Here is an 11,642-nt window from a genome sequence, read left to right as displayed (position 1 = left end):
CAGCGCACCCTTACCACCTTGCAAGAAGGCGGTTTCAAAGGGCATGTCAGTCAATGGCGAAACGGGTTTACCGGTCAGATCGAAGCTCAATTCACCGCGATCGAGGTAGACCGGCCACCACTCGGTTTTGTCGGACAAACCGGTGACGTCTTCGGTTTGAACACCGTTCTTCACGTATTGCAAAGCGCCGTTTTCGGTGAATTGCGTCAGCTTCACCCATTCGGTGGTGGTGCCGAATTGCATTTCGGTGTCTGCCAAACCCCAATCTGCGGACCCGGAGACTTGGATGGCAGAGTCACTGCCCGTGGTGCCGGTGGTGAAGACCAGTTGTTTGGTTTTGGTGTCAAAAGCCACCGTCACGCCTGACACCTTCACCTCGAGCCCATTCTCCTCATCCGTGATGGTGTTGATCGTGTCTTGTAAGGCGGCGGCAAAGCTGTCGATGCTGGTGTAGGTGGTGGGGAAAGGCAGCGCGATCTGTTGGACGATGCCGTCCACTGACACAAAGAAATCTTTGTTGGAAGAGGTGACCTGGATGCTTTTGCTGGTGTTGATGGTCATGACTTCGCCACGCAAGACAGCAGGCTCACTGGTTTTGCCGCGTAGCGCGGTTGTCTCGGACGCCTCCACGATCAAGTTGTCGGACTCTTCCAGTCCCAAAAGTTCGATGGCTTGTGCATCTGCATCAAGAATAGAGATGCTGGAATCGTCACCTGTTGTGCCGGAGGCAATCGAGAACGTGGCGGTGTCTGTGTCAAATTCGACCGTGATGCCATAGCGGGCGTTGACAACCGCGTCCGTGTCTTCGGTGGCTTCTGTGTCTTCCAAGGTGCCCAAGACGTTGTTGATGGTGATTTCAAGGTTGCGAGCCAGCACTTGTGGGTCGACGTCCATGTTTTGCAGCGTGTAACTGATTTCAGTGGCCTCTTCCTGACCATCGACCATGATGGAGAAACTCACCGAGCCGGAAGGCACTTCGACAAATGCACCCGCGGTGTAAATGTCTTCTGGCAGCGCTGAGCCCACCGCTGTTGCTGGTGATGATGCGCGCACGTCGGTCAGTTGGTCCAACGTGTACATCTCGGTGGTGCCAGAGCTGGGCACGACGCGTGAGTCGCTTTTAGGCAACACATCGCCGTACTTGTTCACAAAATAGTTGCTGCCCAGATTGTCAGTGGCCTGTTGCAGGGCGGGCTCGACTTCGGTCTCACCCACAAAGAAGTAGGTTTGCCATTTCGAGAAAGGGCTGTCCGACGTCGCGTTTTGGGTTTTGGCGTAGTAGACCGTGGCCAGGTAACCGTTACCGCCGCTGTCGTATACAGTCAAAGCGGTGCTTTTGTTGTAAGTGCTGGGGTTGGTGCGGTCAAAGTCGGCCGTGATCACTGCCGAGTCCGCAGGCAGGTTCAAACCCAGTTGAATTTGGGTGGTTTCCACCGCTTCGCCCGATGTTTTGGACGGGATGGTCAAGGCGTTCAGGTTGGTCAAGTCGGCTTTGCCGGACGAGTCCACCGAGGCGGCCATCAGGCGTTGTCCGGTGGAGTTGACCACGTTGTTTTGGTCGTTCAAGGTGAATGAACCGTTGCGGGTGTAGGTGTCTTGCAGACCGTCGGGTGTCTTCAGGGGAAAGAAGCCGTCGCCCGTGATGGCCAGATCCAGCGAGTTGCCCGATGTGGAGATGTTGCCCTGGCTGAATTCCTGGCTCACCTGCTTGAGCGACACGCCCTGACCGATGTTGCTGGACGACTTTTGCAAAGGCGATGTGGAGAAAATGTCGCCAAAGTCGGCCCGCGAGCGCTTGAAGCCGGAGGTGCCCACGTTGGCGATGTTGTTGGAGGTCACCGCGAGTTGGGCAGTGGCTGAGTTCAGTCCGGTGAGAGAGGTGTAAAAAGACATGCTGTATGGCTCCTGTTAATCTGAAATGAGGTCCTGATGGAGGGTCAAATACCCACGCGCTTGACGTCGCTGAGCAAAAGGGTTTTGCCGCCTTCGACTTCAACGCTGACGCTGCCGTCGGATGGGTTGGTCACGATCGATTTGACCGTGGCGAGGGTGTTGACCGGGACGGTGGCTGTTTTGCCGTTGATGACGGCTTGTGCGCTCAGGCGGTACAAGCCGGGTGATGCGCTTTGGCCTGCGGTGTTTTTGCCATCCCATTGCAAGGGCATGCTGCCGGGCATTTGTGGGCCCGCAATGATTTCCTTGACCACGTTGCCTTTGGCGTCCAGCACATTGACTTGCAGACCCGCAGCGCCCTTTGGCAAATCGATGCTGGCATCGATGGTGCCGCCCTGTGCAAGCGGCGTCAAAGCGTCGGTGATGGCCACTTTTTTGCCGATCAAAGATGCGCTGTTGAGCATGCGCTCGCCCGACATGGAGGTCACAAAGGTGTCCAGCGATGTCTGCATATTGGTCAAAGCTTCGAGCTGGGAAAACTGGGCCAGTTGCGCCACGAAAGCCTCGTTCTTGACGGGCTCTAAAGGGTTTTGGTTTTGCAACTGCGCTGTGAACAAGGTCAAGAAATCTTGCTTGCCCATGTCCTCGCTGGTTTTTTTGGCTGCATCTTTGACGTCTTCGTAACGCGTGACGTTTTTGAGCAGGCTGGATGAACTGACGGTGTCGGTGGTCATGAATGGCTTTCGAATCAGGCTTTGGAGATGTCCAGCGTGCGCATCATCAATTGACGCGCCGTGTTAATGACTTCCACGTTGTTTTGGTAAGAACGGGCAGCAGCCATCATTTCCACCATTTCGGTGACTTCGCTCACGTTCGATTGGTAGACATAACCGTCTTTGTCGGCCATGGGGTTTTTGGGGTCAGACACACGGCGAGGAGGGATGTTGTCTTCGGCCATCCGATCGATCTTCACGCCCCCCACATAGGCTGCACCCGCGTTGGTCATTTGCTCGTCCACCAGAGCCTTGAAGACGGCGCGCTTGCCCCGAAAGGCGTCTTTTTCCGTTGTAGCGACCGTGCCGGCGTTGGCCAGATTGGAAGCGGTGGCGTTCATTCGGGTGAGCTGCGCGTTGAGCGCCGTGCCCGCAATGCCAAAGATGTTGTCCATGCCCATGCTCAGTCTCCTCGCAGGGCTTTGCGCACGCTGCTGACCCGGTTTTCCAAAAAGTTCAAAGTGGCCTGGTAATCTGCGGCCGCTTTACCGTACTGGGCTTGTTCCACACTCATCTCGACTGTGTTACCGTCAAATGCTGTGTTGAATGGGGTGCGAAAACGCATGCCATCGGCACCAATTTCTTCGCCAGCGTTGTAGTGACCGGCGCTGGTGGCCACCATGGCGGTGTCTTGTTTTTGGGCGGCGCTCATCACTGCTTTGAAATCGATGTCACGCGCTTTGTAGTTCGGGGTGTCGGCGTTGGCAATGTTTTGTGCCAACACTTCAAGGCGGCGGCTTTTGACTTGCAAAGCTTGTTCATGCACGCCAAGTGCTTGGTTCAACAAATTCATCTGGACTCCTGGTCTACGGAAGGTTGTTAGATGTTCAAGGTGCGTCGGTCTTTTGACGTTGCCCACTCAAGTTGAGCGGGCTTGTGTCGATACCTGCAAAAGTTGTGCCAAGTTTTTCTGTCACCTTTTGATGGCCCGATCACAGCCGTGCGCGCTGCTTGAACCCTTGGACCGGCAAGCTTTGGTTCTGGGCGGCAAAGCTTTGCCGATGTGCGGTCTGTCCTCCTTGTCGGTCAAAGCTGGTCTTGTTTTTGCTTTACAAGATTCATGCACACCGACCGTCAAAACTCCCACACCTCCATGCAACTCATTGGGCAAGCGCTTGGCCGATTGCTTGACCTGTTGATCACCCGAGGGCTGTTATGGGGTTTGGCCGTCTGCTTCTTGGGCACCTCCGCTTTTGCGGCCAACACCGCCAAAACCGAAAGCGCTTCGGCCTCTGCCACTGAAGTTTTGCAGGCATCGGTTCAAAAATGGGTCGCCCAATCCCGAAAAGTCAAGCCCGACCAGGTCACCTTGGCCCCCATCGACAGCCGGGTCAAGGTGCGCGCTTGCAACCAGGCCCTCAATATGGATGTGCCGTTCTCAAGCCCTGAAACGATCCGCGTGCGTTGCGCGCAACCTGTTTGGCAGCAGTATGTGCGTGTCAGCGTGACAGGCACGACGCCCGACATTCAGGCCCAAGCCAAACCAGAGGCACCAGCCACAGTGACAAGACCGGCACTGGTGGCAGTGCCAGCGCCAGCGCCAGCGCCAGAAAAGCGATGGGTATTGGTGGCCAAAGTGCCCTTGCAGCGGGGCATGATGCTCAATGAAACTCATGTTTCCCGCGAACAGGTCGATACTTCCAACATGCCCGTGAATGTGTTGGAGCAGGCTTCAGAGGTCATGCACGCCGAAGTGGTTCGGGATGTACGGCCCGGCACCCCATTGCGCAGTCAGGACATTCGGCCCACCGTGTTGGTGAAACGGGGGCAGATGGTGCTGTTGTCGGTGGGGCAAGCCCAGGGGTTCCAAATCTCTGCACGGGTCGAAGCCATGCAAGACGGGCGTTTTGGTGAGCAGATCAAGCTCAAAAACCGCGATTCGGGTCGAGAATTGAGTGGTCGTGTGCAAGGCCCTAACCAAGTTTCAGGTCTTTAAAGTGAGCCCATGGTGTTGTCTGGTAATGGCTGTAGGGCATCAACCCCAAAAAATTCAATTTTTGTCTCAAGTTCTAGAATCTCATGTCGATTCACTATTCGAGCTAGGTCTCAGCTCCATGTTCAGAGACCAGAAAAGAGAACCCAAATGACCGATCCCATCTCTCATTTCGGCCGTAAGGTCCAAATAGAATCTGCCAACCGCCAGTCGGTTGCCAAGGGTGAACCACGCGCCTTGGCCCCTGCTTCGCAAGAGGCGACCCGTTCCGCTGCGCCTGCCACAGACGAATTGCGTTTGAGCAAAGTGGCCCAGCAAGTGATGCAAGAACCCGAATTTGACCGCGCCAAAGTGGAGGCCATCAAGACCGCGATCCAGCAGGGCCAGTACCCTGTGGACTCGCGCCGGATCGCCGAAAACTTCGTGGCGATCGAAAAAATGATCAAAGGTTGACTTTCCAATGACCGATATGACCGCCACCGACCCTCTTTCTTCCCCATGGGAGGCCGCTTTGTTGGAAACACCCGATGCGGTGGCGCGTCTGGCGGAGATTTTGGGTTTGGAGTTTGAAGCCCTGAAAGTGCGGGATTTGAACGCCTTTGAGGCCATTCAGGAAGAAAAAAACCTGTTGCTGCAAAACTTGGCCAGCTTGGCCGAGTGGGCTGCGCCACAAAACCCTGTGCCCCTCATTTGGCAACAGGTGCAAAGCAGCTTGCGTCAAAGCAAACAAGACCATTTGCGCAACATTCAATTGTTGCAGCGCCAGTTGCAGGCGGTCAAAGGCACATTGCAAGCCTTGCAAGGCGAGTCCGCCGCACCGTCTGTGGATTTGTACGACCGAATGGGCCAAATCGCCCGTCGCCCCGGCGCTTGGGGTTACCAACTCGCTTGACGGCGACTCAGGCCTTAGGCCTCGGGTTCAGGTCCGTTTTTTTTCATCGCCTGGGCGCATGCCTTTGAGCCAATACACCCACGACAAAATGACCGCCACGGCGGTGTACATCTCTGGCGGAATTTCCGCATCCAGGTCAATCCGGCTGAGCAAAGCGAGCAATTGCGGGTCTTGTGCCACATAGACCCCGTGTTTCAAGGCTTCTTCGATGATCTTTTGGGCCAGGTCGTCTTGACCTTTGGCGCTGATCACGGGGGTTTTACGGGCCCCGTACTCGAGCGCAATGGCTTCCTTGAGGGGGCCTTTCATGTTTGTACATCCAGCAAACTGCCCATGCCGGGTGGCGCATAAGGCATGGGGTCTTGCGGACCTTGACCGTGGATGATTTGCAACCGGGTCATGTTGAGGCCGGCGCTGTCGAGTTCTTGTTCCAAATTGCTGGCCAAGGCCCTGGCCCGATTCGCGACATCTTCCCGATCGGCCCACATGACCATGTCAATGTCGGTTTGATCGCTGATGCGGGTTTGCAGCCAGATTTCGCCCAGGTCCTTGTTGCGGGTGTGCAGGTGGATGACCAATGGGGGCTTGGCCTGGCCGGGCTGACGCCTGCCGCGCGTCAAGCGCATGGCCACTGGCTCGGCGTCTGCAAAGGGCAGCATCATCGACAACGCCCATTCCTTTCCATTCAGGCTTTCTTGCCCCATCAGTTGGCGCGATTCGATGTCGTCCAGGCTTTCACCGATCAGCCCTTCCTTGTCCACGGCCGATCCCCCTCGCATCAATTGCCGCAAGACGCTTTTCAGGTCGATCAGACCTGCGCCCATGCCCTGACTGAGCAGGCTTTCGGTCATGAAGCCACTGCGCTGCATGGCTTGTTGCAACTTTTCTGGGGTGAGTTGGGCCATGCCGGGGCGCAACTTGAGCCATTGCCGCAAGGCCCCCAATTCGGGGGCTGAGGCTTGCAGTCCTTGCAACATGCCTTCGAGAACCCCGGGTCTGAGCAATTGGGCCAGAGCGTTCATGTCGGGGGGCCTGAAACCGAGTTGCTCGGTGCGGCCTGGCAGCGCCGGCGCCGGCGTGGCAGGGGCTGCAGGGGTAGAGACGGGCGCAGCTTGCAGCGGTCGCAGCAAAATGCTGCCGTTGGCCAGCACCTGGACCCGAAACAAGGCGGTGTCTCCCGAGGCCAGTCGCAAGCCCGCAGGCAAGTCTTTCGGCAGGTCGACGTAGGCCCCGGGTTGGAGGTTTTTCAGGTTCAGCCGCAGGCTCTCGGCTTTGGATTCGAGAGTGCCTTGCACCACCTGACCATCGCGCAGTCCCAGCTCTGCTGCCGTCCGTTCCACCACAAGCGGCAGCTTGCCTTCCAGGTAAATGACCGGTGTTTTGGGGCTGAGGTGGGCGGTTTCTGCCCCTGTGATCATGCCGGGCTACCTGGGTCTGAATTCAAGGAAAGCGCACCCAGCGGCGTTTGTCAGGGCCTGGCCTCGACTCTTCGGCGTCCTCTTTGACCGCTGAGACCTGAAACAAGGCGGCTGCTTGTGGGCTTTGCGCCAAGATGTGTTGGCGCAAAGCATCCACCGAAGGCAGTGTCAAGACCGTGCCGGGACGAACCGGGTAGGTTTGTCCTTTGGGGAAAATTTTGGGGTTGGCTTTGGCCAAGGCTTGGCGCATGAACTCGTCTTTCAAGGGCATGCCCGGTAAACCTCGCCGCAACACGGCATCGATGCTTTCACCTTTTTGAACCGTGATGAGGTTCACCGATGGGTTGTGGGATGCAGACGAATGCCCCGACGGGTTCGAAGCGTCGTAGGCCCCGTTCAGCGGTGCGGACAGCACTTTGAGGGCAGCAGCGGCGGTGGCCGAGGTTTCCGCTGCGCGAACACCGGGCAGGGCCACAGCCGAGGCGGCAAGGAAAAACAAAGCCGATGTCCAGAGTCGCAGACCCGGCGTGCGCTTTGAAAAGGTGTCTGTAAAAGCGGTCATTGGATGGGTGTCCATGGTAGGGTTCAAGCGGCCTGATCAGAGTGGCAAAGCCATCCAATGGCCTTGCGTGGCCAAGGTGGGGCCCGCCAATTGTTGCAGTTCTGTGCGATCACGGCCCACGTTGACCACTTGGGCCAAAGCCAAATGTTGGGTGGCTCCCGGCTCCAGCATTTGGCTGGGCACATGGCTGGGGTTGATCAACAAAACACGGTCGCCGGCCCGCAAGCCGCTGTCCATGCCCGCCTGCAAAGTGAGTTTATTCGCATCGGTTTTGCGCACATGGAATTGAACAGGTTCGCAGGCAGACCGTTTGTCCAGTTGGCCAACCCACGCTTGCATCTGGTGTTCCAGTTGTTCTTTCAGGCGATGCACCCATGCGCTGGGGTTGTCGCTGGCTTCTTGTGGGCGGATCGTGATGACCTGTTCAATCTGCCAACGCGGCTCCATGGGACCTTGGCTGTTGTGGCGTTCACCCAGTGTGAAACTCAAGGTCCAGCGCCAGTCGGTTTCACTTTTGCTGAGGTCAAACCAAGCAGGACGCATTGAGAAATCTTGTGTCGGCGCATGCGGCTTGAGCACCAATTCAGCGGTCCAGCCCGTCGATCCTTCGCTGGGGCCGGTCAAGGCCCGCAGGTAGGCGTTGTCCGGTGGGCTTGCCTTGGTTTCCGCACGCCAACGCTGTGAGGCTTGCATTTGCTGTGTCCAGGATTGGCTCACCAAGTTCATCACCGACTGGCTGGCAAATTGCTGAGCGCCTGTGAAGCCCATGTCCACACGGGTTTGCATCACCAGGGGCAAACGCCAGGGGCGGGGAGGGGCCTTGCATTCTGTGGCCTTGGTCCGGGCTTCACGCCATCCCCAAGGCAACACTTCAGCGCTGACCTGAGGGGGCGTGTCTTGTTCGTCTTGCAAATAAGACAGAACGCGCACCCCGCGCACCTGGGCTTCTGATTGGAAATGCGCACTCTCATGCAAAGCGCCTTTGTCATCGATCCAAGCACTGCTGAGCACGCGCGTGGGGCGGTCGATGGTGGCTTGCAAAATGGCCTGCCGGATCGCACCCAGCTGTGCTTCGTGTTCTTTCGCCGTGGGTGATCGGGCTGCCCGGCTGTCTTTGCGGGCAGCGGCTTGCGGCATGGCGCCATCCCCCATCGCTGCACTGGACACTTGCGCAATTTGAGCCTGTGCCGTCATGGCCAGTGTGCAGCCCAGCACCCAGGCCAAACTTTGGCCAAGGCGGCAGGTGTGCGGTGAGCGAGCGGGTGTGAACATGGTGTCAGCGGCGGCGAGCGGCGAGCTGGTTCAAGTACAAGCTGCGCAGGTCACGCACCACATGCTGGTCGAGTGACAAGGTGGTTTCGTAGGTGTCATCTCCCACGGGGGCGATGCTGACCAGCACGGCGCCGTAAATCACCCCTTCTACCTTGGCCCGGAAGGTGTCACTCATGACGGTCATGTCGGCCACGGTGGTGGTGGCGTCCAGCTGTTGGCCATAGACCTGTTCGGTGAGCGAGCGGTAGGCGTCGAGCTTGGAAGCGCGGATGGCCAAGAGGCGCTGTTGCGCCGGGTTTTTGTGGTTTTGTACGCTGATGACGGCGTAACCTGTGGCCACCAGGGTTTCGCGTTTTTCAACCATGGGTGTGATCATCGACGCGGTGGTGGCCGCATTGGGTTGGGTGGCTGTCACCGCATTCAGGGGTATGCTTTCACAGCCTGCCAAGCCCACCAAGCTGAGCAAAGAAACCGCCATGGAACGTTGAAAAATCATCTTGAAACTCCAGTGGCTGGAACCAACTCAATGCGGTGGTCCAGCTGATTTGTCTTGATGGAAGTATCGACAGCACAGCAAAAGTCTTGAGTGCAAGACATCGTGCTCACTTGTTCAAGTGGCCAAAGCTTGAACCATAAAATTCAACAAAAAAGATGATTTTTGTCCGATTGAGTCCTTAAGAAAGCATTTTAAGGTGGTCAAATTGCGATTTTTGATTTATAAACAGACAAATTGTTATTTGTGACGTTTTTAACATTAAGTTGAAAAGAATCATACTTGGCACTCACCCAGTGACACCCCACGATCCTGTTCTTGCTTTTGGATGAAACCGCACGCCCAACCTTTCATCATAGGTGACAGTCGAGCCACGCATTTTTTGCGCGACCTGATCAAAACCCTGTCGGCGTCGGCGTCCACCGCGTTGATCACAGGTGAGAGCGGTACGGGCAAAGAACTGGTGGCGCAGTCCCTGCACATGCAAGGCCCTCGGGCCTCAGGCCCTTTTGTGCCCATCAATTGCGGTGCCATTCCACGTGATTTGATTGAAAGTGAGCTGTTTGGACACCGAAAGGGCAGTTTCACCGGGGCCGTGTCCGATCGATTGGGTCGTTTTGAGCTCGCTCATGGTGGTACCCTTTTTCTGGATGAGATCGGTGATTTGCCCATGGACATGCAGGTCAAACTGCTGCGTGTGCTCCAAGAACGTTGCATTTTGCCGGTGGGGGCCTCCAAAGAGGTGCCTTTGGATGTGCGCGTGGTCGCCGCGACGCACAAAAAATTGGAAGCCGAGGTCGAAGCCGGCCGTTTCCGCGAAGATTTGTACTACCGCATCAATGTCTTGCCCGTGACCACCACGCCCTTGCGTGAACGCCCCTCGGATGTCGCCGCCCTGCTTCATTTTTATGCCGACAAGCATGCCTTGCCGCATGGCCGTGCGGTGCGTTTCTCGCCCGAGATGATGCAACTCATGCAGGCCTATGCTTGGCCGGGTAATGTGCGCGAGTTGTCCAATTTGGTTGATCGCTTCTCTACCCTCTACCCCGCTCAGGTGTTGCATGTGCAAACGGTGCCAGCGTGCATGATGCCGCCGGGCATGGCCGCTTTGCAGGCCGAATGGTTGGCCAAGAACGGTCTGACCGCTGCTGCGACATTCCTGCCCTCACTGGAAGATTCGGTCGCGGTCTCGCAAGTGGTCTCGCCGGTGGATGAGGAATTGCTTTTTGGTTTGCCCAAGCGCTCAGAGTCGGAGGGGGCTTCGCCGTTTGACCGCGAAGACGATCCGATGTCCCACTTGTTGTCGAGCCCTTCTGGTTCATTCAGCATGCCCGTCAAGGCGTTCAGCCCTGCACCTTTGTCGGCATCGAACGATGAAATCAACGATGTTGAGCAAGCGATCTTGCTGGCCCAAGGTATTCAAACCTTGCCGCCTGAGGGCATGTCGCTCAAGCAGCACTTGGTTGAAGTCGAGCGCAGCTTGATCGAGCAAGCCCTGGCGCGAACCCAAGGCAATGTCTCCCAAACGGCCAAACTGCTGCAACTGCAAAGAACAACCTTGATTGAAAAAATCAACAAATACGAGCTGCGCAATATCGCCTGAAGTCCGAGCGATCCCGTGCCCTCATCAGGTGGGTGTCTAGCCCATGCAAGGCCAAAGTCAAAATGGGGGTTTGATCACTTGGGCGCAAGTGCCCTTGATGAGTTTGACGGTGCGCCCGTCTGACAGGCTGAGCGATTGCTCAAAACTGCCCGTTTTGCGGTCCACTACAAACTCCTCCCCAGTAACCATAACGCCAAACCGCTGAAACATGGCGGGCCGGTAGACTTTGACCCGTGTGCCCATCAGGCTGAGTGTGCCGGCGCGGCTCTCGGAAATGGCGATTCGGCCTTGGTACCAGCCTGACTTTTTCTCGAAGTCAATTTGCGCCATGGCCACACGGGCGGGCTCGTTTTCCTTGATGCCCAGTGCCAATTGACCGTCCAGGTCCAGTTGCAGTTCGCAGATCAAGTCCATCACGCCCTTGTTGCCCCCAGGCAATTTTTGGGTGTCGCTCAATTCCGAAGAGACGGTGCCGTTGTCACCCAGAAGGTGCACCAAGCCCCAAATGCCACCCATCACCAAAAGACCGATGGCGATGCCGATGGCGATATTTTTCAACATGGGTAAACCTCTCGCTGAGCGATATGGGTTAAAGACAGTCCAGTCCTCATGCAGGGGGGCTGGACACAAAAAGGCAAGTTGTGGTCATTGATTGAGCACGGTGATGCTGACCCGGCGGTTACGGGGATCGGCGGGGTTGCCAGGCACATTCGGGTTGGTGTCGGCCACACCTTCGATGCGTGAAAAACGGTTGGCGCCAATGCCTTGACCTTGCATGAATTGGCGCGTGGCATCGGCCCGCT

At 56.9% G+C, this 11,642-nt stretch carries 14 protein-coding genes; 4 read left to right on the top strand and 10 right to left on the bottom strand.

What is annotated here, in order from left to right; genetic code table 11:
• The 4 genes from Q0O19_RS12165 to flgB all read right to left on the bottom strand — a co-directional run.
• Window positions 1-1,893: flagellar hook-basal body complex protein (locus tag Q0O19_RS12165; RefSeq protein ID WP_295523353.1), on the bottom strand; the 1,893-nt coding region annotated here is incomplete at its 3' end.
• Between the two features lie 44 nt (window positions 1,894-1,937).
• Window positions 1,938-2,627: a flagellar hook capping FlgD N-terminal domain-containing protein gene (locus tag Q0O19_RS12160; RefSeq protein ID WP_295523351.1), complete on the bottom strand. Its 690-nt coding sequence runs from the start codon at window positions 2,625-2,627 to the stop codon at window positions 1,938-1,940.
• Between the two features lie 14 nt (window positions 2,628-2,641).
• Window positions 2,642-3,067 carry a flagellar basal body rod protein FlgC gene (gene flgC, locus Q0O19_RS12155; RefSeq protein WP_295523349.1) on the bottom strand — a complete coding sequence of 142 codons (426 nt, stop codon included), beginning with the start codon at window positions 3,065-3,067 and terminating at the stop codon, window positions 2,642-2,644.
• Between the two features lie 2 nt (window positions 3,068-3,069).
• Window positions 3,070-3,459, bottom strand: coding sequence for a flagellar basal body rod protein FlgB (flgB, locus tag Q0O19_RS12150; protein ID WP_295523347.1), 390 nt, complete (start codon window positions 3,457-3,459; stop codon window positions 3,070-3,072).
• A 267-nt stretch (window positions 3,460-3,726) separates the two neighbouring features.
• Between flgB and flgA the strand changes: the two genes are divergently transcribed.
• From flgA to Q0O19_RS12135, 3 genes are all read left to right on the top strand, one after another.
• Window positions 3,727-4,602, top strand: a complete 876-nt coding sequence (gene flgA, locus Q0O19_RS12145; RefSeq protein WP_295523346.1) for a flagellar basal body P-ring formation chaperone FlgA — start codon at window positions 3,727-3,729, stop codon at window positions 4,600-4,602.
• A gap of 147 nt (window positions 4,603-4,749) precedes the next feature.
• Window positions 4,750-5,052 carry a flagellar biosynthesis anti-sigma factor FlgM gene (flgM, locus tag Q0O19_RS12140; protein WP_295523344.1) on the top strand — a complete coding sequence of 101 codons (303 nt, stop codon included), beginning with the start codon at window positions 4,750-4,752 and terminating at the stop codon, window positions 5,050-5,052.
• A gap of 7 nt (window positions 5,053-5,059) precedes the next feature.
• The gene (locus Q0O19_RS12135; protein ID WP_295523342.1) at window positions 5,060-5,491 is read left to right on the top strand and encodes a flagellar protein FlgN; all 432 of its coding nucleotides are present in this window, start codon (window positions 5,060-5,062) and stop codon (window positions 5,489-5,491) included.
• A gap of 27 nt (window positions 5,492-5,518) precedes the next feature.
• On the opposite strand, the gene Q0O19_RS12130 is transcribed toward Q0O19_RS12135, so the two are convergent.
• Genes Q0O19_RS12130 through Q0O19_RS12110 form a run of 5 tightly spaced genes read right to left on the bottom strand, consistent with a single transcriptional unit; the run spans window position 5,519 to window position 9,239 of the window.
• The gene (locus Q0O19_RS12130) at window positions 5,519-5,800 is read right to left on the bottom strand and encodes an EscU/YscU/HrcU family type III secretion system export apparatus switch protein (protein ID WP_295523340.1); all 282 of its coding nucleotides are present in this window, start codon (window positions 5,798-5,800) and stop codon (window positions 5,519-5,521) included.
• Window positions 5,797-6,909 carry a flagellar hook-length control protein FliK gene (locus Q0O19_RS12125; protein WP_295523338.1) on the bottom strand — a complete coding sequence of 371 codons (1,113 nt, stop codon included), beginning with the start codon at window positions 6,907-6,909 and terminating at the stop codon, window positions 5,797-5,799. Before Q0O19_RS12125 ends, Q0O19_RS12130 begins: the two co-directional genes overlap by 4 nt.
• A gap of 22 nt (window positions 6,910-6,931) precedes the next feature.
• Window positions 6,932-7,486: a hypothetical protein gene (locus Q0O19_RS12120; protein ID WP_295523337.1), complete on the bottom strand. Its 555-nt coding sequence runs from the start codon at window positions 7,484-7,486 to the stop codon at window positions 6,932-6,934.
• A gap of 21 nt (window positions 7,487-7,507) precedes the next feature.
• Window positions 7,508-8,743: a hypothetical protein gene (locus Q0O19_RS12115; protein WP_295523336.1), complete on the bottom strand. Its 1,236-nt coding sequence runs from the start codon at window positions 8,741-8,743 to the stop codon at window positions 7,508-7,510.
• Between the two features lie 4 nt (window positions 8,744-8,747).
• The gene (locus Q0O19_RS12110) at window positions 8,748-9,239 is read right to left on the bottom strand and encodes an LPP20 family lipoprotein (RefSeq protein WP_295523334.1); all 492 of its coding nucleotides are present in this window, start codon (window positions 9,237-9,239) and stop codon (window positions 8,748-8,750) included.
• Between the two features lie 325 nt (window positions 9,240-9,564).
• On the opposite strand from Q0O19_RS12110, the gene Q0O19_RS12105 reads away from it, so the two are divergent.
• Window positions 9,565-10,839, top strand: a complete 1,275-nt coding sequence (locus Q0O19_RS12105) for a sigma-54 dependent transcriptional regulator (protein WP_295523332.1) — start codon at window positions 9,565-9,567, stop codon at window positions 10,837-10,839.
• Between the two features lie 57 nt (window positions 10,840-10,896).
• Here the strand turns inward: Q0O19_RS12105 and Q0O19_RS12100 are convergent, their stop codons facing one another.
• The gene (locus Q0O19_RS12100) at window positions 10,897-11,400 is read right to left on the bottom strand and encodes a hypothetical protein (RefSeq protein WP_295523330.1); all 504 of its coding nucleotides are present in this window, start codon (window positions 11,398-11,400) and stop codon (window positions 10,897-10,899) included.
• Window positions 11,401-11,642: the final 242 nt, after the last annotated feature.

The organism is Limnohabitans sp. Rim8 (assembly GCF_945869175.1).
GTDB lineage: Bacteria > Pseudomonadota > Gammaproteobacteria > Burkholderiales > Burkholderiaceae_C > Limnohabitans_A.
The sequence above is the reverse complement of the archived record's forward strand: the minus strand, read 5'-3'. Positions and strand labels throughout refer to the sequence as shown.

Excerpts from the sequence above, each read along its gene's own strand:
- Q0O19_RS12160 (WP_295523351.1), bottom strand. The coding sequence starts at position 2,627 with ATGACCACCGACACCGTCAGTTCATCCAGCCTGCTCAAAAACGTCACG.
- flgC (WP_295523349.1), bottom strand. The coding sequence starts at position 3,067 with ATGGGCATGGACAACATCTTTGGCATTGCGGGCACGGCGCTCAACGCG.
- flgB (WP_295523347.1), bottom strand. The coding sequence starts at position 3,459 with ATGAATTTGTTGAACCAAGCACTTGGCGTGCATGAACAAGCTTTGCAA.
- flgA (WP_295523346.1), top strand. The coding sequence starts at position 3,727 with ATGCACACCGACCGTCAAAACTCCCACACCTCCATGCAACTCATTGGG.
- flgM (WP_295523344.1), top strand. The coding sequence starts at position 4,750 with ATGACCGATCCCATCTCTCATTTCGGCCGTAAGGTCCAAATAGAATCT.
- Q0O19_RS12135 (WP_295523342.1), top strand. The coding sequence starts at position 5,060 with ATGACCGATATGACCGCCACCGACCCTCTTTCTTCCCCATGGGAGGCC.
- Q0O19_RS12130 (WP_295523340.1), bottom strand. The coding sequence starts at position 5,800 with ATGAAAGGCCCCCTCAAGGAAGCCATTGCGCTCGAGTACGGGGCCCGT.
- Q0O19_RS12125 (WP_295523338.1), bottom strand. The coding sequence starts at position 6,909 with ATGATCACAGGGGCAGAAACCGCCCACCTCAGCCCCAAAACACCGGTC.
- Q0O19_RS12120 (WP_295523337.1), bottom strand. The coding sequence starts at position 7,486 with ATGGACACCCATCCAATGACCGCTTTTACAGACACCTTTTCAAAGCGC.
- Q0O19_RS12115 (WP_295523336.1), bottom strand. The coding sequence starts at position 8,743 with ATGTTCACACCCGCTCGCTCACCGCACACCTGCCGCCTTGGCCAAAGT.
- Q0O19_RS12110 (WP_295523334.1), bottom strand. The coding sequence starts at position 9,239 with ATGATTTTTCAACGTTCCATGGCGGTTTCTTTGCTCAGCTTGGTGGGC.
- Q0O19_RS12105 (WP_295523332.1), top strand. The coding sequence starts at position 9,565 with ATGAAACCGCACGCCCAACCTTTCATCATAGGTGACAGTCGAGCCACG.
- Q0O19_RS12100 (WP_295523330.1), bottom strand. The coding sequence starts at position 11,400 with ATGTTGAAAAATATCGCCATCGGCATCGCCATCGGTCTTTTGGTGATG.